The organism is Gandjariella thermophila, assembly GCF_005405885.1.
In the GTDB taxonomy this organism is placed as follows: Bacteria; Actinomycetota; Actinomycetes; order Mycobacteriales; family Pseudonocardiaceae; genus Gandjariella; species Gandjariella thermophila.
On the sequence record NZ_BJFL01000013.1, the window covers coordinates 12,011 to 32,381 of the forward strand.

Genomic DNA, 20,371 nt, shown 5'->3' on the forward strand with positions numbered 1-20,371 from the left:
TCACCCCAACCCGACGGAGGCCAGCCAGTCCTTGGCCACTGCGGCGGCGTCCGGGTGGTCCGGGGCGGACAGCCTGGCGTCCAGGTCCGCCAGCGCCTTCGTGTCCAGCTTGGCGGAGATGGCGTTCAGCGTCTGCTTGACGGTGTCGTTCGCCTTCTTCGCGTTGATCAGCGGGACCACGTTCTGCGCGGCGAAGTTGCTCTTCGGGTCGGCGAGCACGACGAAGTTGTTGGCCGCGATGGACGAGTCGGTGGTGAACAGGTCGGCGGCGTCCGCCGTGCCGTCCTTGACCGCGGCCACGGTGAGCGGGCCGCCGGCGTCCAGCGACTTGTAGCCCTTGAACGTGCAGCCGTAGTTCTTGGTGAGCCCGGGCAGGCCGTCCGGGCGGGTCTGGAACTCCGGCGGGCCGCCCATGGTCAGCTCGGCGCAGTGCGGCGCGAGGTCGGCGATCGACTTCAGGTTGAACTTCTGCGCGGTGGCGGCGGACACCACGACGGCGTCCTTGTCCTCCGCGGTGGCCTTGTCCAGCACGGTCAGCCCGGGCGGCAACGCCTTGGGCAGCGCCGCGTACACGTCCTCCGACGAGGTCTGCGGGGCGGTCTTGTCCAGGTACTGCAGCAGGGTGCCGGTGTACTCGGGGATCAGGTCGATGGAGCCGTCCTTGAGCGCCGGCAGGTACACCTCGCGGCTGCCGATGTTCGGCTTGAGCGTGGTCTTCACGCCCCTGGCGGTCAGCGCGGTGGCGTAGATCTGGGCGAGCAGGCGGCTCTCCGGGAAGTTGGCCGAGCCGATGGTGATGGTGTCCGGCGCGGACGACGCGCCGCCACCGGCGTTGCTGGACAGCGGGTTGGCGGCGCCACCGCAGGCGGTGAGCCCGAGGGCGGCCAGCACGGCGATGACCGCCGAGGCAATCCTTCCCGGCGAGGCGGCAGATGACACCGCTCCGGTGACGGTTCGTTTCATCCCGGCGTTCCTCCTGGTTCCGTTGCTCTCACCGCGGAAACTCGTCCGGCCCGGCCACGCCGGGAGCGGCGCGCGCCGGCCGGCGACACCACCCGCTGCACGCCGGCGAACGCCGCGTCCAGCACCACGGCCAGCGCGGCGACCAGCACCGCGCCGGCCAGCACCTGCGGGTAGTCGAGCTGCGCCAGCCCGTCGATGACGTAGCGGCCGAGGCCGCCCATGGCCACGTAGGCGGCCACCGTCGCGGTGGCCACGATCTGCAGGGCGGCGCTGCGCACCCCGCCGAAGATGATCGGCAGCGCGTTGGGCAGTTCCACCCGGAGCAGCACCTGGTGCTCGCGCATGCCCATGCCGCGCGCGGCGTCCACCACCGCCGGGTCCACCGCCCGGACGCCGGCGTAGGTGCCGGCCAGCACCGGCGGCACGGCAAGCACGGTGAGCGCGGCGATCGGCGGCAGCAGGCCCACCCCGGCCAGCAGCACCACGACCGTCAGCAGGCCCAGGGTGGGCAGCGCCCGCAGCCCGTTGGCCAAGCCGACCAGCAGGAAGCCGCCGCGGCCGGTGTGACCCACCAGGGCGCCGATCGGCAGCGCGATGACCAGCGCGCAGGCCAGCGCGAGCGCCGTGTAGCCCAGGTGCTCCAGCAGCCGCTGCGGCACCCCGGTCGGCCCGGTCCAGTGCGCCGGGTCGCCGAACCAACCGATCAGCTCACCCAGCACGGCGCGCACCCCGCTCCCACGGGGTCAGCGCCCGGCCGGCGACCAGCAGCACCGCGTCGGCGAGCAGGGCGAGCAGCACCGAGCCGACGATGCCGACCACGATCGGGGTGAGGAACTGGAGCTGGAAGCCGTCGGTGAACAGCTCACCAAGGCCGCCGACACCGATCAGCGCGCCCACACTGACCAGGCTGATGTTGGACACCGCGGCCACCCGCAGGCCGGCCACCACGACCGGCACCGCCAGCGGCAATTCCACCGTGAGGAACCGGCGCAGCGGGCGGAACCCCATCGCGTCCGCCGCGGACACCACGTGCGTGGGCACCGAGCCCAGCGCGTCGGTCACCGACCGGACCAGCAGCGCGATCGTGTAGACGGTCAGCGCCACCATGACGTTGACCGGGTTGAGGATCTTGGTGCCGATCACCGCGGGCAGCACCACCAGCAGCGCCAGCGACGGGATCGTGTAGAGCACACCGGACACCGAGAGCAGCAGCCCGCGCGCCGCCACCGAGCGGTTCGCCAGCCAGCCCAGCGGCACCGAGAGCAGCAGCCCGGCCAGCAGCGGCACCCCCGCCAGCTCCAGGTGCTGCCGCACCAGGTCAAGGATGTGCGGCCAGTTCCGGGCCAGCCAGCTCACGACGGAACCTCGCCGGCCTGCCGGGCGTCGGCCAAGGCGCGCAGCACGTCGTGCGCGGTGACGGAGCCGACCACCGCCCCGTCCGCGTCCACCGCGACGCCGCGCGCGGACGGCGAGCTGAGCGCCGCGTCCAGCGCGCCGCGCAGCGACCCGGCCCTGCCGCCCGGAGAGTCCACTTCGTACAGTGACCCGCCGGACTCCACCAGCTCATCGGACACCGCCGCCTCACCGTCCACACCGGACAGCCGGGACGCGGACACCCAGCCGACCGGCCGGCGCGCCTCGTCGACCACGACGGCCCAGCCGTCGCGCAGCGCGTCCCGCGCGGCCGCGACGCTGCCGCCCAGCCGGACGGTGGCCACCTCGCCCACCGGCACGCCCTTGGCCGGCAGGAAGCCGAGCGCGCGGTAGCCGCGGTCCCGGCCGACGAACGAGGCGACGAAGTCGTCGGCGGGCCGGCCGAGCAGCGCGGCCGGCTCGTCGTACTGGGCGAGCACGCCGCCGGTGCGGAACACGGCGACCCGGTCACCGAGCTTGATCGCCTCGTCGATGTCGTGGGTGACGAACAGGATCGTCTTGTCCAGCTCCTGCTGCAGCCGCAGCAGCTCGTCCTGCAGGTCGGCGCGCACCACCGGGTCGACCGCGCTGAACGGCTCGTCCATCAGCAGCACCGGCGGGTCCGCCGCGAGCGCCCTGGCCACCCCGACCCGCTGCTGCTGGCCGCCGGAGAGCTGCGCCGGGTAGCGGCGCCCCAGCTCGGCCGGCAGGCCGACCAGATCCAGCAGTTCGGCCGCCCGGCCACGGGCCCGCCGCCGGGGCCAGCCGGACAGCAGCGGCACGGTGGCGATGTTGTCCAGCACCGTGCGGTGCGGGAACAGCCCGGTCTGCTGGATGACGTAGCCGATGCCGCGGCGCAGCACCGCGCGCGGCGACTCGCGGACGTCCCTGCCGCCCACCAGCACGGTGCCCGAGGTGGGCTCGACCATCCGGTTGACCATCCGCAGCGAGGTGGTCTTTCCGCACCCGGAGGGCCCGACGAACATGGTGATACCGCCCGGCTCCACGGTCAGGGTCAGCTCGTTGACCGCCACGGTCCCGTCGTCGAACCGCTTGGTCGCGGCCCGGAACTCGATCACGCGTGAGGTCCCTCCGTCGGTACCGGTTGCGCCGAATTGGAACAAGACCCTAACCGCAACGGGCGACAACGGCAGCGGATTCCGAGATCTGGATACGGAGAGACACAAAAATCGGCGGTCACGGGAAGCCGTGGGTCACCCACACGAGGATTCAGCCGGCGCGCGGCACGTGCAGCGGTCCCAGTTCCAGCACGGCGCGGAACTCCTTGATCGGCACCGCCCGGGAGAACAGCCAGCCCTGGTAGGCGTCCACCCCGACGCCGCGCAGCACGTGGAACTGGGTGGCGGTCTCCACGCCCTCGGCCACGCAGCTGCGGCCCATCGCCCTGGCCATGTCCACCACCGCACGGGCCACCGCGAAGTCGGACGAGTCGTTGCCGACGCCGGCCACGAACCGCCGGTCCACCTTGATGATCTGCGCCGGCAGGTCCTTGAGCCGGGCCAGCGACGAGTAGCCGGTGCCGAAGTCGTCCACGGCGAACCGGACGCCCCGCTCCACCAGTTCGGCCATTGCCTGGCGTGTTCGGGAGGGCAGGTCGACCAGGCTGGTCTCGACCAGTTCCAGCACCACCCGGTCCCACTCGATGCCGGACTCGGCGACCGCGTTGGCCACCGCGTCGACGAAGTCCGGGTCGCCGGGAACCAGTCCGGAAAGGTTTACGGCGACGGCCACCGCGTTGCCGTCGACCTTCGGCCAGCCGGCGGCCTCCTTCAACGCCGTCCGCAACACCCAGCGGTCCAGCTCGCGGAGCAGGTCACCCTGCTCGGCTACCGGCAGGAACACGTCCGGGCCGAGCAGTCCCCGGTCCGGGTGCGGCCAGCGGACCAGCGCCTCGGCGGTGAGCACCGTGCCGTCCACCCCGACCACCGGCTGGAAGTGCAGGGTCAGCCCGTCCCGGGTGAGCGCCTCGCGGAGCTGGCCCTCCAGGTGCACCTGCCGGTCGGCGGAGGCGATCAGCGCCGCGCTGGCCAGCGAGACCCGCCCGGCACCGCGCCGCTTGGCCTCGAACATCGCGGCGTCGGCGAAGCGCAGCAGGTCGGCCCCGGTGGCCCGGGACCCGTTGGGCACCGCCGCCCCGATCGACGCGGACACCCGCACCAGCTGGCCGTGCACCGGCACCGCGGTGCGCAGCAGGCTGGCAACCTTGGTGGCCAGCGCCTGCACGCCGCCGACCGCCTCGGCGTCCTCGCACAGGATGACGTACTCATCACCGGAGAGCCGGGCCGCGGTGCAGCCGGGCGGCAGCCCGCTCTCCAACCGCCTGGCCAGCGCGACCAGCAGCTCGTCACCGGCGTCGTGGCCGAGGGAGTCGTTGACCCGCTTGAAGTTGTCGATGTCGCAGAACAGCACGGCCACGCCGGAGCGGCGCTCGCCGCCGAGCAACTGGCCGAGCAGTTCCTTGACCGCGGCCCGGTTCGGCAGGCCGGTCAGCTCGTCGTGGGTGGCCTGGTGGCGCAGCGCCTCCGCGGCCCGCCGGCGCTCGGTGATGTCCTGGAACACCACCAGCCAGAACCGCCGGCCGTCGTCCTGGATGGACACGGCCACATGCAGGTCGCAGTAGACCGGCTCGCCGTCCGCCCGGAGCAGCACCCGCTGCGGGATCTTGTAGCTCTTCCGCGCGGCGCCGGCCATCTGCTCCGCGGGCCGTAACCGCTCGCCCCGGTCGTCGGGGTGAGTGAGCTGCTCGATGGTCAGCCCGCGCAGCTGGTGCAGGTCCAGGCCGACCAGGTCGCACAGCGCGTCGTTGGCGTCGACCAGCCGCTCCGACTCGTCGAACAGCCCGATGCCCACCGGGGTGACCGAGACCAGGTCGGTGAACCGCTGGCTGGACCGCTCCACCCGGGTCTCCGCCAGCCGCTGCTCGGTGACGTCCTGCGCGGTGCCGACCAGCAGCATCTTGCCGTCCGGCCGGCGCACCGCGGCGCCGTGGCAGCGGAACACCCTGGTCACCCCGTCGGTGCGGATCAACCGGTGCTCGCACTGCACGGGCTGGTGGTCGGCGGCGAGCTGCCGCCACAGGTCGTCCACCCAGCCGCGGTCCTCCGGGTGGACCAGGCCGAGGTAGGTCTGGTACGTGGTGCGCTGGTCGACCGGGACGCCGTACAGCTCGTGCAGCATGCTCGACCACACGGCATCGTCCGTGCTCGGATCCCACTCCCAGGTGCCCAGCCGGGACACCCGCTGGGCGTCGTTCAGCCGCCGCCGGTCGTCCCGGAGCTGCCGCTCCAGCGCGCGCAACTCGGTGACGTCCTGGACGGTGCCCAGCAGCCGGACGGCCTGGCCGTTCGCGTCGAACTCGGCCCGCGCCCGGCACACATAGCTGCGGGCCAGCGCCTCGTCCCGCACCTCCGCCTCGATCGGCTCCGGCGTCTTCGCGTTGAGCAGCCGGTGCCGCATCTCCTCCAGGGTCGCCCTGTCCTGCGGGTGGACGCCGCAGAGCAGGTCGTTGGTGGGCACGATGCCCAGCTCGTCGTACATCTCCAGGAGCACCGAGCTGCGGTAGATGGCACCGGTGGCGAATTCGTAGCTCCAGCTGCCGATGCGCGCGATGCGCTGCGCCTCCAGCAGCCGGGCCCGCTCCTCGGCAAGCTCGGTGCTGGCCCGCCACGCCTCGGTGACGTCCTTGATGTAGCCGGTGATCAGCTTGGCGCGGCCGTCGGCCCGGTGCGTCTCGGCCACCCCGCGGATCCGCCGCACCTCGCCGTCCGGGCGGATGATCCGGTACTCGATGTCGATCGGCTCGCCGGAGATCTCGTGGTTGCGCCAGTACGCCTCGACCATCTCCCGGTCCTCGGGATGCACGACGTCGAGGACGGCCTGGGCGCCGGGCACCACCGAGCCCGGGGCGAGGCCGAGCAGCTCGTAGTGCGAGTCCGACCACACGGTGACGCCGGTGCTCGGGTCGTACTCCCACGACCCGAGCCCGGCCACCTGGTGCACCTGGTCCAGCCGGCGCCGCTCCTCGCGCTGCGCCTCGGCCGCGGCCGACAGGTCGGAGACGTCGACCAGCAGCACGGCCTCCAGCCCGGTGCCGGGCACCGGCCAACGCGCGGCCCGCACGGACAGCTCGGTGCCGTCCACGCGGCGGAGCCGGAAGTCCGGCTCGGCGCCGCGCAGCAGGTCGGCGAGCGGTCGCCCGGTGAGCTCCTTGGGGCCGGACGCGCCGGCGAGCGCCACCGCGGCGGGATTGGCCTGCATGACCACGCACTTGCGGTCGCAGAGCAGCGAAGGCGCGTCGGGCAGGGGTAACCCGCCGCGGGTCTGCGACTTTCGCCCCGCCGTCCCGGCCTTTCCCCGCGAGACGCTGTCCAGCACCAGCGGAGCGCTCCCCGCCCGATCGACCTGCTCGGCCACGGCTCCACCCTTCCGCGTGCACCACCGACCGCGGCGTGGGGTTGGCCGTGCCGGTGGCTGCCTCCGCAGCGCATCAGAAGGCAAGGTGAACGTTCAACGCCCCTTGAACGCTCACCCGTCCGAGCGACCGTAGCGCGTCAACCCGACATCGGCACAGCCCTTCGGCAATCATCGCGGCCGCGAAGACGGCCGATCAGCGTAGCCGTGTCAGCGTGACGTACTTCTGGCGTGGCGCAGGTGTCACCGGGGGTCCCCACTCACCCGGTACCGATCAGGCTACTCCGTCCTCCCTGGCGGCCCGGGCAACGGCGGCCGCCACCTCGGGGCCGACCCGGGGGTCGAGCGCGCTCGGCACAATCCGGTCGGTCGACAGGTCCTCGCTCGCGACCGCGGCGATCGCCTCGGCGGCGGCGATCTTCATCCGGTCGGTGATCTTGAGGGCGTTGGCGTCCAGCGCGCCGCGGAAGATGCCCGGGAAGGCCAGCACGTTGTTGATCTGGTTCGGGTAGTCGCTGCGGCCGGTGGCCACCACCGCGGCGTGCCGGGCGGCGATCTCCGGATGGATCTCCGGGTCCGGGTTGGACAGCGCGAAGACGATCGACTTCGGGGCCATGCCGGCCACCAGTTCCTCGGGGATCGTCGACGCGGAGAGGCCGACGAACACGTCCGCGCCGCGCATCGCCTCGGGCAGCCCACCGCGCAGTCCGGTGAGGTTGGTCACCTCGGCGATCTCCGCCTTCACCGGGTTCAGGTTGTCTCGGCCCGGGTGGATGATCCCGCGCGAGTCCAGCACCGTGACGTCGCCGACTCCGGCGGCGAGCAGGATGCGCGCGCAGGCCACGCCGGCCGCGCCGGCCCCGGAGATGACCACGCGCTGGTCGGACAGCTCCCGGTCGAGCGCCATGCAGGCGCCGCGCAGCGCGGCCAGCACCACGATCGCGGTGCCGTGCTGGTCGTCGTGCATGACCGGGCAGTCCAGCGCGTCGATCAGCCGGGCCTCCAGTTCGAAGCACCGCGGCGCCGCCACGTCCTCCAGGTTCACCGCGCCGAACGAGGGCCGCAGCCGGACCAGGGTCTCCACGATCTCGTCCACGTCGGTGGTGTCGAGCACGATCGGGATGGCGTCCAGCCCGCCGAACCGCTTGAACAGCGCGGCCTTGCCCTCCATCACGGGCAGCGAGGCGCGCGGACCGATGTCACCGAGGCCGAGCACGGCGGTGCCGTCACTCACCACGGCAACCAGCCGGTGCGCCCAGGTGTACTTCACGGCCAACGCCGAGTCCTCGGCGATCGCCCGGCTCACCTGGGCCACGCCCGGGGTGTAGGCGATCGAGAGCGCGCGGGAGTCGGCCAGCGACGCGGTCACGTCGATGCCGAGCTTGCCACCCTCGTGCGCGCGGAAGATCTCGTCGGCGGTGAGCTGGGTGGAAGCTGGTTGGTTCACGGCGGTCAAGGCGTCCCTCCATGCCGGTGGGGTTGGGCGGGTGCTGCTTTCGGGATCCCGCCCGAATCACGCACCGCTGCCGGCGTGATCGTGTCGGGCCAGCGGGCGTCTACGGCCGGTCAGCGGACGGCGCTCGTGCCAACCATCCGCCTACGGACGCTGCGGTGCCGCCCAGTGTGACAGCGACGCCCCGCGATGTCTGCGGCGGGGATCACAGTACCAAGAGCATTTTTCCGCAGGTCAGACGCGGTATTTCAAGACGTCCGTCCGGCTTGTTGCACTGGCCGGTCAGTCTTCCCAGGCCGGGCTCACCCGATCGGTCAAGGAGCGCACCAGGGCTTTCACCGGTCCCGATCGTGGTATGGGCGGCCGCCAAGCCCCGCAGGTCAGGTCTAGGGCGATGACTAATCTTGGACCGCATGAAGGTGCACGAGCTTTCGGTGGCCGGGGCCTACGAGTTCACCCCTCCGGTGTTCCCGGACCACCGGGGGCTGTTCACCGCGCCGTTCCAGGGGGCCGCCTTCGCCGAGGTGCTCGGCCACCCGCTGCGGGTGGCGCAGACGAACCACAGCGTGTCCCGCCGGGGCACCGTGCGCGGGGTGCACTTCGCCGACGTGCCGCCCGGCCAGGCCAAGTACGTGTACTGCCCGCGCGGTGCGCTGCTCGACGTGGTGCTGGACGTGCGGGTGGGCTCGCCCACCTTCGGCCGCTGGGAGGCGGTGCGGCTGGACGCCGTCGACTACCGCGCGGTGTACCTGGCCGAGGGGCTGGGCCACGCGTTCGTCGCGCTCGAGGACGACACCGTGATGAGCTACCTGTGCTCGACGGGTTACCACCCCGCGGCCGAGCACGGCGTGAACCCGCTGGACCCGGCCCTGGACCTGCCCTGGCCGCCCGGCCTCGAGCTGATCCTGTCCGACAAGGACCGCGACGCCCCGACCCTGGCCGAGGCACGCGAGGCCGGCCTGCTGCCCGACTACCAGGCCTGCCTGGCGCGCTACGCCGAACTCCGCGCCGCGGGCTGAATGCCGCCCGCCGCGGGTCGAGCGCCGCGCGCCGACCCGTGGCTGGGTCCAGCACCGCGCGCTGCCGGCCGGTGATTGGGCGCCGGCCGAGTGCCGCGGGGCGTTCGCGCTCCGCAGGGTTGTTCGCGCTCCGCGGCACCGGCGGGTTTCTATCGCGGCGTGCGGGCCGGCAGTCGGCGCGGCCGGGGCCACAGCCGCCACGGCACCACGCCCAGCACCTCGGCCGGCCCAAGCTCGCGGCTGTCAGTGGAGCCGAACTCGTTGTCGCCGAGCACGAACCAGCCGCCGTCCACCGGCCGCACCGCGCGCTTGACGGAGAGCTGCCCCGGCCGCGACGTCCAGCGCACCAGGACCACGTCCCCGGCCGCCGGCATGCGCGACCGGCGCACCACCACCACGTCGCCGTCGGCGAGCGTGGGCGCCATCGAGGGACCGCGGACCCGTACCCGCCGCACCGGAAACCAACCCAGGACGCGGTCGCCCCGTGCCACCGATCACCTCCGCCTGCCGGGCGTGGACGCCAGAGGTAGGGTCCCCATTGTCGGAGCATCTCGGAGCATCCACTGTCAGGGAGGAACGAAACGATGCGACTGCTCTCCCGCATCTTCGGTCCGCGCCTGGAGGCGACCGCCCACTGCGACCTCCCGTGCGGCGTTTACGACCCGGCGCAGGCCAGGATCGAGGCCGAGTCGGTCAAGGCGATCCAGGAGAAGTACCAGTCCAACGAGGACCCGGTGTTCCGGCAGCGCGCTGTCATGATCAAGGAAGAGCGCGCCCAGCTGGTCAAGCACCACCTGTGGGTGCTGTGGACCGACTACTTCAAGGCACCGCACTTCGAGAAGTACCCGCAGCTGCACGACCTGTTCAACCGGGCCACCAAGGCCGCGGGTGCCACCGGGTCGAAGGGCTCCATGGACCCGGCCACGGGTCAGGAGCTGCTCGACCTGATCGCCGAGATCGACAAGATTTTCTGGGAAACCAAGCAGGGCTGAGTTCCCGGGTCTTCCAGCCCTCTTTCGGGACCACCACGGCGCTGGTCAACGGACGCCCATTCCGTTGGTCAGCGCCGTTGCGTTTCGGCGGGAACTGCTCGCCCACCCGTTCGGCACCGGGCCCGCGGCGTAGCCGGTGGGGAATGCCTACTCGACGCATCCAGCAGACGCCGACGGGCAACAGTCAGTGTGAAGGACCGTCCACCAATTCTTGGGAAGCGGATGAGCTGATCGTCTTCGCCCACGCGGTACGCCCGCATGCGCCGACCAGGTTCGCGGCGGGACATCGGCTGACCCGGAAGGGGCGGCGCGTCGAGCGGCCGCGCCGTCCCGGAGTACCGCACACTGGCCGGTGTGGTCGCGGTTCCGGTACGACCCCGGCGGCAGCCCGGGCTGGCGCGGGTGCCGCACGCGATTCCGTACCAGGGCAGCAAGCGCCGGCTCGCGCACACGATCGCGAGCCTCATCCCGGCGGACGTCGCGGTCCTGCACGAACCGTTCGCCGGCTCGGCGGCGGTGACCATCGCCGCGCGACACCTTGGCGTTGCCCGTGCCACCCGCATCAGCGACATCGACGAACCGTTGATGGATCTGTGGGCGGACATCCTCGGCCGGCCGGCCGCGCTCGCCGACGAGTACGAGCGGCTCTGGTACGAGCAACTCGACGATCCGCGTACGTACTACGAGCAGGTGCGGGCGCGCTTCAACACCGCCCGGGAACCCCGTTTCCTGCTGTACCTGCTGACGCGCTGCGTCAAGGCGGCGGTACGGTACAACCGCAACGGCGAGTTCAACCAGGCGGCCGACCACCGCCGGCTCGGGGTTCGGCCGGCGCGGATGCGGGCGCGGCTCACCGGTGCCTCCGCCACCCTCGCCGGCACCACGCTGCGCACCGGTGACTACGTGGACGTGTTGCGCACCGCCGGGCAGCGCGACGTGGTCTACCTCGATCCGCCTTACGAGGGCGTTTCCTATACCCACGACCAACGATACGTGTCCGGGCTGCGACGGGAATCCTTCGAGCGCGAGTTGGCCATGGCGATCCGCCGCGGCACGTCGTTCATCGTTTCCTACGACGGTGCCTCGGGCGGCAGGGCATACGGCTGCCCGCTTTCCGCGGAATTGCGGATGTTGCACCTCCTGCTGCACGCGGGCCGGTCGTCCCAGGCCACCCTGCTCGGGGAGACCCGGGACACCGTGGAATCGCTGTACCTGTCGCCGGCGCTGGTTGATCGGCTCGGCGGCGCCGCCCGGGTCACGGCGATTCTGACCACAGACGGCGGTGATTCGCGCTCACGGTGAACATTATCCGGAGCCGGCCCAGCCACCCCGAGCCGCCGGGCCCGTGCACGCGGCCGTGGTGGACGGCACCGGGCTGCCGAATAACGTCAACTTGCGAGTAGGAAACTGTGAGCCATCCCTCGTCGGCCTGCCGGAAAAGATGGCCCTCCATACGATGAGAGAATGGTGGGGAACGCACGAGAGGGCCGGATATACCTGCTCCGGCACGGCGAGACGGAATGGTCGGCCACCGGCCGGCACACCAGTTACACCGACGTCCCCCTCACCGGGCGGGGCCGGCAGCAGGCTCGTCGCGCGGGCGCGGTGCTGTCCCGGCTGCGCGGCACCGACGTACCGCCGGCGCTCGTGCTGACCAGCCCGCGAGTCCGGGCGCGGCGTACCGCCGAACTGGCCGGGCTGGCCGTGGACGAGGTGGCCGACGCGCTCGCCGAGTGGAACTACGGCGAGTACGAGGGGCTGACCACCGAGCAGATCCGCGAAAGCGTGCCGGGCTGGACGGTGTGGACGCACCCGTGCCCGGGCGGGGAAACCGCGGACGACGTCGCGGCCCGGGCCGGCAAGGTGCTCGAGCGGGCGCGGGACGCGCTGCCCGGCGGGGACGTGGTGCTGGTCGGGCACGGTCACTTCAGCCGGGTCCTGGTCGCCGCGTGGCTGGGTATGCCGCCGGGTGCCGGGGTGCACTTCGCTCTGACCGCCGCCGGCACGTCGGTGCTGGGCGACGAGCGCGGCGTCCCGCAACTGTGTCACCTGGACGTCCCGCCGTGGGGCGACCAGGAGGACTAGCTGGCGGCTCGGCGGCGCTCGTGGCGCGACCAGTGGGCCCGCCGCCGCGGGTCGGACTCCACGAACCGGTCCAGGATGTCCGTGCCGAGCCCAGAGTTGTCAAAGAGATCGAAATACGTGGGGGCAGTCCAGGCACGGGCCGAAACCACTTGGTTGTCGACGTTACGCTCGGACGGCGATCCGAATCGATGTCGGCGAGGAGGCACGGTGCCGGACCCACGGGTGCGCCGGGTGCGGGAGTCGGACGTGCACGCCGTGGTGCACCTGGTGCACCGGCTGGCCGAGTACGAGCGGGCGCCGGAGCAGTGCCACCTCACCTCCGACCAGCTGCGCGCGGCCCTGTTCGCCCCGTCCCCGGCACTGTTCGGGCACGTGGCCGAGGTGGCGGGCGAGGTCGTCGGCTTCGCCTTGTGGTTTCTCAACTTCTCCACCTGGGACGGCGTGCACGGCATCTACCTGGAGGACCTGTTCGTCGTCCCGGAGCACCGAGGCAGCGGCCTGGGCAGGGCGCTACTCACCGAACTGGCCGAGGAGTGCGTCCGCCGCGGCTACAGCCGGCTGCAGTGGTGGGTGCTGAACTGGAACACCCCGGCCATCGACTTCTACAAGTCCGTGGGCGCGGTGCCGATGGACGAGTGGACCGTGTACCGGCTCACCGGCGACGCGCTGACCGCGCTGGGTGACAGCCGCTGACCAGCCCTGGCCACACGCTGATCAGCCGCGCTCCGAGTCGGCCCATTCGCCGGTGCGCATCGACCACGCCCGCGCCCGCCCCGTGAACAGCAGCACCAGCACGGCCACGCAGAACAGCGCGAGCAGCACGCCGATCAGGTGCTGGCCGGACCCGCCGAACACGTACCAGGAGACGCCAAGCAGCAGCAACTGCACGACGACCGCCGGGGTACGCGCCCAGCGGCGGCCGCGCACCAGGCCGATCGCGGCGGCCAGCACGCCGGCGGAAATCAGCAGGAAGTAGCCGGCCTCGGCGAGCACGCTGCCGGGGTGCTGAACCTGCGTGGCCGCCCGGACGACCAGGGCGACGGCGAACGCCAGTCCGGCCAGGCCCTGCAGGCCGACCAGGACACCCGCGATGCGGACCTGACGGGGGGCGTCGGGTGGCACGTCGACCTTCCAACTCGGCGCGGCAAGGCATACACACGGTGTGTGTGCGCAAGGAGGATCGTAGGGCACCCGGATGGGGGTCCCGTTCGGTGCTTGCGCGCGCGAAGATCAGTGTCGTCGTCGGCGGGCGGGCGGTCGTCCGGGGTGCACTCGTCGCGGCAGCAGGTAAGCGCATAGTCAGCGACGAAGGGAGATCTCAGCCACTCGGCGTAGGACAAGCACACCCGAACGGCCCCGATTCGGGCGGAGAACTACCACGGGCTGTCCTACTCTGCAGTAGTGCGCGCCCTATTGGTGGTCAATCCCGAGGCAACCTCCACCACGCCGGCCGGCCGGGACGTGATCGCGCACGCCCTGGCCAGCGACGTGAAGCTGGAGGTCGCCGAGACGGGACACCGTGGACACGGTTCGGCGCTCGCCGCCCGGGCGGTGACCGACCACGTCGATCTCGTCATCGCGCACGGCGGTGACGGCACGATCAACGAGGTGGTCAACGGCCTGCTCGCGGGAGGGCCGGACCGCGACGTGCCCATGCTCGGCGTGGTACCCGGCGGCTCGGCGAACGTCTTCGCCGGCGCGCTCGGCCTGCCCAGGGACCCGCTGGAGGCCACCCATCGGCTGCTGCGGGCGATCGAGTGCGGCCGATCCCGGCGGGTCGGCCTGGGCCGCGCGGCCGGACGCTGGTTCACCTTCAACGCCGGGCTCGGCTGGGACGCCGACGTGGTCGCCCGGGTGGAGCGGCTGCGCGCCAGGGGCCGCGAGGCGAGCCCGCTGCTGTACGCGCGTGCCGCCCTGACCAGCTACGCCCACCAGCGTCGGCACGCGCCGCAACTCACCATCGAGATCCCGGGCATGAAGCCGGTGGAGGATGCCCGGCTCGCCTTCGTCGCCAACACCGACCCGTGGACCTACCTGCGCTCCCGGCCGGTCCGTATCACCCCGGGCACCAGCTTCGACGGCGGTCTCGGCCTGTACGCACTGCGCAGCCTGCGGCTTTCCACGGTGCTGCGGCAGGTGACACAGGTCCTGCGCACGGAAGCGAATCCGCGCAGCGGGAACGTCGTGCGCCTCGACGACGTTGACCATCTACGGGTGCTCAGTGACGAGCCCGTGCCGCTCCAGGTGGACGGGGACCTCGTCGGTGACCGCACCGACGTGACGTTCGTGTCCGTGCCGGGCGCGCTTCGGGTCGCGGTCTGACGCTACCTGTCATAGCGTGACCTTTATGTGACCGGGTCGCTACGATTGTGCGATCTTTCCGGTCGGCTTGATCGAGTGCCGTGAAACCGCAGGTCAAGGCCACCCCTCGATTGGGTGACTTCACTCACCTGGGGGCTTCTCAGCCCTTGACATCACGGCAGTTCGTGAAAGCATTCACAAGCACCCCCGAACGACCGCTGTACGACGACTACCGGCGCGTGCGCGCGCCTAGCGAGGAGCAAGGAACAATGGACTGGCGCCACCGTGCGGCCTGCCGTGACGAGGACCCGGAACTGTTCTTCCCCGTCGGGAACAGTGGTCCCGCGCTCCTGCAGATCGCCGAGGCGAAGGCTGTCTGCCGTCGCTGCCCCGTGACCTCCGAGTGCCTGGCGTGGGCCCTGGAGACCGGGCAGGACGCTGGTGTGTGGGGCGGCATGAGCGAGGACGAGCGTCGCGCCCTCAAGCGGCGCAACGCGCGTGTCCGGGCCCGCAGCAGCGCCTGACGCCGACATATCGCGAGCCGAACGAGAGGCCCGGCGACCCGCTACGTCGCCGGGCCTCTCGTTCGTCTTTCAGCGGCGCACCCGCATCGGCACGCGCAGCACCGCCTCGGTGCCGCCGCGGTCTCTGCGCCGCAGGCTAAGCGAGCCGCGAAGCTCGGAGTCGACCAGGGTGCGCACGATCTGCAGACCCAGCCGGTCGGTGCGTTCCAGGGAGAACCCGGCGGGCAGGCCCTTGCCGTCGTCGGCGATCACCACGTCCAGCCACTTCGCCGACCGCTCCGCGCGCACCACCACCTCGCCCCGCTGCTCGGGCAGGAAGGCGTGCTCGAAGGCGTTCTGCACCAGTTCGGTGAGCACCATGACCAGCGGGGTGGCGATCGCCGCGGGCACCACGCCGAAGGTGCCCTCGCGGCGGACCACGACGTGCGTCTCGGTGACCGCGACCTCGCTGACCATCGGAATCACCTTGTCGATCAACTGGTCCAGGTCCACCTGCTCGTCGACGGACATCGACAGCACCTCGTGCACCAGCGCGATCGAGGTGACCCGGCGCACCGACTCGGCGAGCGCCTGCCGGGCCTCCCGGTTGCCCATCCGCCGGGACTGCAGGCGCAGCAGCGCCGCCACGGTCTGCAGGTTGTTCTTCACCCGGTGGTGGATCTCCCGGATGGTGGCGTCCTTGGACATCAGCGCCCGGTCCCGGCGCTTGACCTCGGTGACGTCCCGGACCAGCACCAGCGCCCCGGCCGGGTTACCCCTCGGCCGCAGCGGCAGCGCGCGGAAGAGCACCGCGGCGCCGCGCCGGGACTCCACCTCGGTGCGCATGCTCGGCTGCCCGTCCAGCGCGGCGCGGATCCGCTGGGCCACCTCGTCGGCGTCGAACGGGTCGGCGATCAGCGACCGGGTCAGCGGCGCGAGGTGCACGCCGACCAGGTCGGCGGCGTGGCCCATGCGGTGGTAGGCGGACAGCGCGTTGGGGCTGGCGAACACCACCGCGCCGGAGGCGTCCAGCCGGATCAGGCCGTCCCCGACGCGGGGACTGGTGTGCACGTCGGCCAGCGGCTCGGAGGTCGGGTAGGTGCCGTCGGCGATCATCTGGCACAGATCGGCCGCGCTGCCCAGGTAGGAGATCTCCAGCGGGCTGGGCACTCGGGGCACCGCGAGGTTGGTGTCCCGGCTGAGCACCGCGATCACGCGGTCGCCGTGCCGGACCGGGATGGTCTCCCGCCGTACCGGCACGCCCAGGTGCCAGTACGGGTCCTCCTCCCGGCAGATCCGCTCCTCCACCATGGCCCGGCGCAACTGGGCATGCTCGCTCGCGGACACGGTGCTGCCCACCATGTCCTCCGGATGCGCGGTGGGCGCCGTGGTCGGCCGGGCCTGGGCCACGCACAGGAACTTGTCCGCGGGCTCCTCGCCGTCCAGCGGGACCCACAGCAGGAAGTCGGCGAAGGACAGGTCCGAAAGCAGCTGCCACTCGGCGACCACCAGTTTCAGGCGGTCGACCGCGTCACCGGACAGGCCGGTGTACTCGGCGAGGAGATCGGTAAGGGTGGACACCTGGGCTCTGCTGCTCCTCCCCCGAGGCTTACTCCACGACCGCGATCAGGTCGCCCTCCTGCACCACGTCGCCCTCGTTGACGGCCACCTGCCGCACGGTCCCGTTGGCCTCGGTGAGCACCGGAATCTCCATCTTCATGGACTCGAGGATGACCAGGGTGTCGCCGTCGCTGACGACGTCACCGGCCTTGACGACGACCTTCCACACGTTGGCCACCATCTCGGCCCGGATCTCCTCGGCCATGGAACCTCCTCCACGTGGACCAGGCTCCGGCGGGGGTGTGCCGGGCCCGCTCGGTCATCCAATCACGGCGCAACCCCCACATTCCGGCAGACCCCGACATGTCACACTGGTCGGCGCGAAAGGCATCGCCGGTGGCGCACGCGGCGCCCCGGGTCTCGAGCATCGTCAAGGAGACAAGCATGTCGAAGCGCGCCCGCAAGCGCCGCGACCGGAAGAAGAACGCGGCCAACCACGGCAAGAAGCCAAACACCTGATCGTGGGCGGCAGCAGGCCCCGGCAACCATGGTTGCCGGGGCCTGTTTCGTCGTTCCGGGGTCATTCCCCGCCGGCCTCCCGCGCGCCCGCCTCCCTGGCCTCGGCGCTCGCCGGCACGGAGGGCGCCTGCTCGGCCACCGCGTCCCGGATGCACTGCCGCAGCCGCTCCTTGAACGCGTCCGGCGCGTGGTCACCGCCGCACTTGCGGGCCAGCAGGATCTTCAGGTGCTCCTCGATGCCGTACTGCTCCAGGCAGGGGCCGCACTCGTCGAGGTGCTCCTGCAGCAGCTTGCGCCGCTGCTCGTTGCACTCGTGATCGAGGAAGAGCCAGACCTCCCGCAGCACCTCGGAGCAGTCGGTCTCGTGGGGCTTGCCGCAGCTCACGAATCCGCCACCTCCCCGTCGGCGGAGCGGATGAATCCCCGCTCACGCGCCACGTCGGTGAGCATCTCGCGGAGTTGCCGGCGGCCGCGGTGCAACCGCGACATCACGGTGCCGATCGGAGTCCCCATGATGTCCGCGATCTCCTTGTAGGCGAAACCCTCGACATCGGCAAGGTACACGGCCATCCGGAAGTCCTCGGGGAGCCGCTGCAGCGCCTGCTTCACGTCGTTGTCCGGGAGCCGGTCGAGGGCCTCGACCTCGGCCGAACGCAGCCCGGTCGAGGTGTGGCTCTCCGCCTCGGCGAGCTGCCAGTCGGTGATCTCGTCGGTGGTCTGCTGCAGGGGCTGGCGCTGGCGCTTGCGGTAACCGTTGATGTAGGTGTTGGTCAGGATGCGGTACAGCCAGGCCTTGAGGTTGGTGCCCTCGGTGAACGAGTGGAAGGCGGCGTAGGCGCGTAGGTACGTCTCCTGGACGAGGTCCTCCGCGTCCTGGGGGTTGCGCGTCATCCGCAGTGCCGCCGAGTACATCTGGTCGATCAGCGGCATCGCCTGCCGCTCGAAACGAGCGGCGCGCTCGGCCTGCGTCTCCTGGGTAGCGTTGACCGGTGTCGGTGTACCGGGCACCGCGCTCCTTTCCCGCCGAACTGGGTCGCCAGCGCCTCGTCCCGACGGTCCCGTCGGGACAGCCGGAGTGGACGCCACAGAGGATACGCGGCGACCCGCAGGCTTACCGGTCTCCCGGCCGCGACCTGGGCGAACGCTGCTCGGCCTGGCGCGGAGCTGGCTGGGCTTGACGTAGTCGGTCACCACATCGACGCCAACGCGACGCACCGGAGCGGCATTCCCGATCTAGGGTTGACGGCCATGGCGGGACGTGGGACACCGGCCACACAGCTGCTGCTCAGGCAGCGCGTCGCGCACCAGGTACACGCGTACCAGCACGATCCGAAGCACTCCTCGTACGGTCTGGAGGCCGCGGAGGCGCTCGGGTTGGACCCGGCGCGGGTGTTCAAGACAATGGTCGCGGAGGTGGATGGCCGGCTGACCGTGGGTGTGGTGCCGGTCACCGGGCAGCTCGACCTCAAGGCGCTGGCCGCCGCGGCCGGCGGGAAGCGGGCCAGGATGGCGGAGGTGGCGGCGGCGGAGCGGGCCACCGGCTACGTGGCCGGCGGCATCTCCCCGCTCGGCCAGAAGAGGCGGCTGCCGACCGTGCTGGACTCCACCGCGGAAGCCTTCGAGACGATCTTCTGCAGCGGCGGGCGGCGCGGCCTGGAGATCGAGCTGGCCCCCGCCGACCTGATCCGGCTCACCGGCGCGACGCTCGCGCTGATCGCGGGTTAGTCCAGCGGGCGGAGCACCCGGTCCAGCCACTCGCCGACGGCCCTGGCCACGCCGTCCACGTCGGCGGAGAGCGCGTGGTCGCCGGGCACCGTGACCACCTCGCGCAGGTGCCCGGCCCGCGGGCGGCCGAACGGGTCGCGGTCGCCCTGGACCACCAGGGTCGGCACATCCACCTCGTCCAGTTCCGCGTGCCGACTCTTCTCCGGCCGGCCCGGCGGGTGCACCGGGAAGGCCAGGCAGAGCACGGCCACCGCCTGGCCCTCGCGGGCGGTCCGGCAGGCCACCCTGGCCCCGGCGGACCGGCCGCCGAAGACCAGCGGCAGGCCGTCGAACCAGTGCTCGCCGAGTTCCTCGGCGACCGCCAGCCAGGCCGCGTCGAGCTGCGTGGCCGGGGCCGGGGCCCGGCGGCCCGCCACCCGGTAGGGCTGCTCGACCAGGGCGACGTGCACGCCCACGTCGCGTGCCGCCCAGGTCACCGCCACCAGGTCCGGAGCCTCGATCCCGCCGCCCGCGCCGTGCCCGAGCAGCAGCGCGGCCCTGCCCTCGGGTGCGGAGTGCAGCTCCGCGCGGGCCGGGCCGTGCGGCGTGCGCACCTGGCGGCGGGTCATGGGTTACGGGCTCGGCTCGGGATCGAACAGGGCGGCCGGGCTCTCCTCGACGCGGGCGATCAGCTCCGGGCCGTTGTTGCGCACGCTGTTCACCGCCGAGGACACCGGGCGCAACTCCAGCGCCTCGACCAGCGTGTCGGCCGGCGGGGCGGCCAGCAGGTCGGCGACGTCCGCGGTGCCCGGGTCCAGCCACCGCGCCCACGCATCGGGACCGAGCAGCAGCGGCATCCGGTCGTGCACCTCGGTGAGCGGGCCGACCGCCGCGGTGGTCACCACCGCGCAGGTCACCAGCGGCTCGGCGTCCTCCCCGGCGGCCGGATCCCGCCAGGTGGCGAAGATACCGGCGAACGCCAGGCTGGCACCGTCCGTGCGGGTCATGTAGTACGGCTGCTTGCGGCCGTCCGCGCGCTTCCACTCGAACCAGCCGTCCGCCGGCACCAGGCAGCGGTGCCTGGCCACGGAGCGGCGGAACGCGGGCTTGCTGGCCACGGTCTCCGCCCTGGCGTTGATCATGCGGGACCCGATCGAGCGCTCCTTGGCCCAGCTCGGCACCAGGCCCCAGCGCAGCACCCGCAGGCTGCGCTCGGTCGCGGCGGGTTCCGGCTCGCCGTCCTCGCCGTGGCGCGGCCGCTCCACCACCGCGACGACCCGCTTGGTCGGCGCGACGTTGTGGTCGGGGCCGGGGGCCATGCCCTCCGTGGCGTCCACCGCTTCGAACTCGGCGGCGAGTCTGGCCGGATTCTTGGTGGACGCGTACCTACCGCACAAGCCCCATCACCTCTTCCGCGCAACTGGGGCC

Annotated in this window: 23 protein-coding genes; 9 read left to right on the forward strand and 14 right to left on the reverse strand. The window is 72.0% G+C overall.

The genetic code is table 11. The annotated features are described in order from the left end of the window. The 6 genes from FFT21_RS14245 to FFT21_RS14270 form a co-directional block, all read right to left on the reverse strand. Window positions 1-963, reverse strand: a complete 963-nt coding sequence (locus FFT21_RS14245) for an ABC transporter substrate-binding protein (RefSeq protein ID WP_137814341.1) — start codon at window positions 961-963, stop codon at window positions 1-3. Next, window positions 960-1,682: an ABC transporter permease gene (locus tag FFT21_RS14250; RefSeq protein ID WP_137814342.1), complete on the reverse strand. Its 723-nt coding sequence runs from the start codon at window positions 1,680-1,682 to the stop codon at window positions 960-962. The genes FFT21_RS14245 and FFT21_RS14250 overlap by 4 nt, the downstream gene beginning before the upstream one ends. After that, window positions 1,672-2,319 (reverse strand): ABC transporter permease, encoded by a 648-nt coding sequence (locus tag FFT21_RS14255; RefSeq protein ID WP_137814343.1) that lies wholly within the window; start codon window positions 2,317-2,319, stop codon window positions 1,672-1,674. The genes FFT21_RS14250 and FFT21_RS14255 overlap by 11 nt, the downstream gene beginning before the upstream one ends. Then, window positions 2,316-3,455, reverse strand: a complete 1,140-nt coding sequence (locus FFT21_RS14260) for an ABC transporter ATP-binding protein (RefSeq protein WP_137814344.1) — start codon at window positions 3,453-3,455, stop codon at window positions 2,316-2,318. The genes FFT21_RS14255 and FFT21_RS14260 overlap by 4 nt, the downstream gene beginning before the upstream one ends. 151 nt (window positions 3,456-3,606) lie before the next feature. Next, the gene (locus FFT21_RS14265; RefSeq protein WP_225978406.1) at window positions 3,607-6,810 is read right to left on the reverse strand and encodes a bifunctional diguanylate cyclase/phosphodiesterase; all 3,204 of its coding nucleotides are present in this window, start codon (window positions 6,808-6,810) and stop codon (window positions 3,607-3,609) included. A gap of 271 nt (window positions 6,811-7,081) precedes the next feature. Further along, a complete protein-coding gene (locus FFT21_RS14270; protein ID WP_137814345.1) occupies window positions 7,082-8,263 on the reverse strand; it encodes an NAD(P)-dependent malic enzyme in 1,182 nt (393 codons plus the stop codon). Between the two features lie 410 nt (window positions 8,264-8,673). Between FFT21_RS14270 and FFT21_RS14275 the strand changes: the two genes are divergently transcribed. Continuing rightward, window positions 8,674-9,279, forward strand: coding sequence for a dTDP-4-dehydrorhamnose 3,5-epimerase family protein (locus FFT21_RS14275; RefSeq protein ID WP_137814346.1), 606 nt, complete (start codon window positions 8,674-8,676; stop codon window positions 9,277-9,279). Between the two features lie 149 nt (window positions 9,280-9,428). Here the strand turns inward: FFT21_RS14275 and FFT21_RS14280 are convergent, their stop codons facing one another. After that, window positions 9,429-9,770, reverse strand: coding sequence for a S26 family signal peptidase (locus FFT21_RS14280; protein ID WP_225978407.1), 342 nt, complete (start codon window positions 9,768-9,770; stop codon window positions 9,429-9,431). 93 nt (window positions 9,771-9,863) lie between these two features. On the opposite strand from FFT21_RS14280, the gene sodN reads away from it, so the two are divergent. From sodN to FFT21_RS14300, 4 genes are all read left to right on the forward strand, one after another. Then, window positions 9,864-10,271, forward strand: coding sequence for a superoxide dismutase, Ni (gene sodN / locus FFT21_RS14285; protein WP_137814347.1), 408 nt, complete (start codon window positions 9,864-9,866; stop codon window positions 10,269-10,271). 354 nt (window positions 10,272-10,625) lie between these two features. Next, window positions 10,626-11,573, forward strand: coding sequence for a DNA adenine methylase (locus tag FFT21_RS14290; protein WP_192909540.1), 948 nt, complete (start codon window positions 10,626-10,628; stop codon window positions 11,571-11,573). Between the two features lie 162 nt (window positions 11,574-11,735). Beyond that, on the forward strand, window positions 11,736-12,356 hold the full coding sequence (locus FFT21_RS14295) for an acid phosphatase (RefSeq protein WP_137814349.1): 621 nt from the start codon (window positions 11,736-11,738) through the stop codon (window positions 12,354-12,356). Between the two features lie 207 nt (window positions 12,357-12,563). Next, the gene (locus FFT21_RS14300) at window positions 12,564-13,049 is read left to right on the forward strand and encodes a GNAT family N-acetyltransferase (RefSeq protein WP_503826166.1); all 486 of its coding nucleotides are present in this window, start codon (window positions 12,564-12,566) and stop codon (window positions 13,047-13,049) included. A gap of 21 nt (window positions 13,050-13,070) precedes the next feature. On the opposite strand, the gene FFT21_RS14305 is transcribed toward FFT21_RS14300, so the two are convergent. Continuing rightward, window positions 13,071-13,478 (reverse strand): hypothetical protein, encoded by a 408-nt coding sequence (locus FFT21_RS14305; RefSeq protein WP_137814351.1) that lies wholly within the window; start codon window positions 13,476-13,478, stop codon window positions 13,071-13,073. Between the two features lie 279 nt (window positions 13,479-13,757). Between FFT21_RS14305 and FFT21_RS14310 the strand changes: the two genes are divergently transcribed. Both FFT21_RS14310 and FFT21_RS14315 read left to right on the forward strand, forming a co-directional pair. Next, complete coding sequence (locus tag FFT21_RS14310; protein ID WP_137814352.1) at window positions 13,758-14,678, forward strand: diacylglycerol/lipid kinase family protein; 921 nt, start codon at window positions 13,758-13,760, stop codon at window positions 14,676-14,678. A gap of 248 nt (window positions 14,679-14,926) precedes the next feature. Next, window positions 14,927-15,181 (forward strand): WhiB family transcriptional regulator, encoded by a 255-nt coding sequence (locus tag FFT21_RS14315; protein WP_137814353.1) that lies wholly within the window; start codon window positions 14,927-14,929, stop codon window positions 15,179-15,181. Between the two features lie 69 nt (window positions 15,182-15,250). On the opposite strand, the gene FFT21_RS14320 is transcribed toward FFT21_RS14315, so the two are convergent. Together FFT21_RS14320 and FFT21_RS14325 are read right to left on the reverse strand one after the other, a co-directional pair. Then, complete coding sequence (locus FFT21_RS14320; protein WP_137814354.1) at window positions 15,251-16,741, reverse strand: sensor histidine kinase; 1,491 nt, start codon at window positions 16,739-16,741, stop codon at window positions 15,251-15,253. 28 nt (window positions 16,742-16,769) lie between these two features. Next, entirely contained in the window at window positions 16,770-16,985 is a 216-nt protein-coding gene (locus tag FFT21_RS14325; protein ID WP_137814355.1) for a biotin/lipoyl-binding carrier protein, read from the reverse strand. A 179-nt stretch (window positions 16,986-17,164) separates the two neighbouring features. Between FFT21_RS14325 and FFT21_RS30700 the strand changes: the two genes are divergently transcribed. Beyond that, the gene (locus FFT21_RS30700; RefSeq protein ID WP_371856799.1) at window positions 17,165-17,239 is read left to right on the forward strand and encodes a 50S ribosomal protein bL37; all 75 of its coding nucleotides are present in this window, start codon (window positions 17,165-17,167) and stop codon (window positions 17,237-17,239) included. Between the two features lie 61 nt (window positions 17,240-17,300). Here FFT21_RS30700 and rsrA read toward each other — a convergent pair whose 3' ends face one another. Both rsrA and FFT21_RS14340 read right to left on the reverse strand, forming a co-directional pair. Continuing rightward, window positions 17,301-17,624, reverse strand: coding sequence for a mycothiol system anti-sigma-R factor (rsrA, locus tag FFT21_RS14335; RefSeq protein WP_137814357.1), 324 nt, complete (start codon window positions 17,622-17,624; stop codon window positions 17,301-17,303). Then, window positions 17,621-18,247: a sigma-70 family RNA polymerase sigma factor gene (locus FFT21_RS14340; RefSeq protein WP_192909541.1), complete on the reverse strand. Its 627-nt coding sequence runs from the start codon at window positions 18,245-18,247 to the stop codon at window positions 17,621-17,623. Before FFT21_RS14340 ends, rsrA begins: the two co-directional genes overlap by 4 nt. 240 nt (window positions 18,248-18,487) lie before the next feature. Between FFT21_RS14340 and ybaK the strand changes: the two genes are divergently transcribed. Further along, window positions 18,488-18,964: a Cys-tRNA(Pro) deacylase gene (gene ybaK / locus FFT21_RS14345; protein ID WP_137814359.1), complete on the forward strand. Its 477-nt coding sequence runs from the start codon at window positions 18,488-18,490 to the stop codon at window positions 18,962-18,964. On the opposite strand, the gene FFT21_RS14350 is transcribed toward ybaK, so the two are convergent. Further along, window positions 18,961-19,572, reverse strand: coding sequence for an alpha/beta hydrolase family protein (locus FFT21_RS14350; protein ID WP_137814360.1), 612 nt, complete (start codon window positions 19,570-19,572; stop codon window positions 18,961-18,963). The genes ybaK and FFT21_RS14350 overlap by 4 nt on opposite strands. Before the next feature lie 3 nt (window positions 19,573-19,575). Next, the gene (locus FFT21_RS14355; protein WP_137814361.1) at window positions 19,576-20,340 is read right to left on the reverse strand and encodes an SOS response-associated peptidase; all 765 of its coding nucleotides are present in this window, start codon (window positions 20,338-20,340) and stop codon (window positions 19,576-19,578) included. Window positions 20,341-20,371 lie beyond the last annotated feature (31 nt).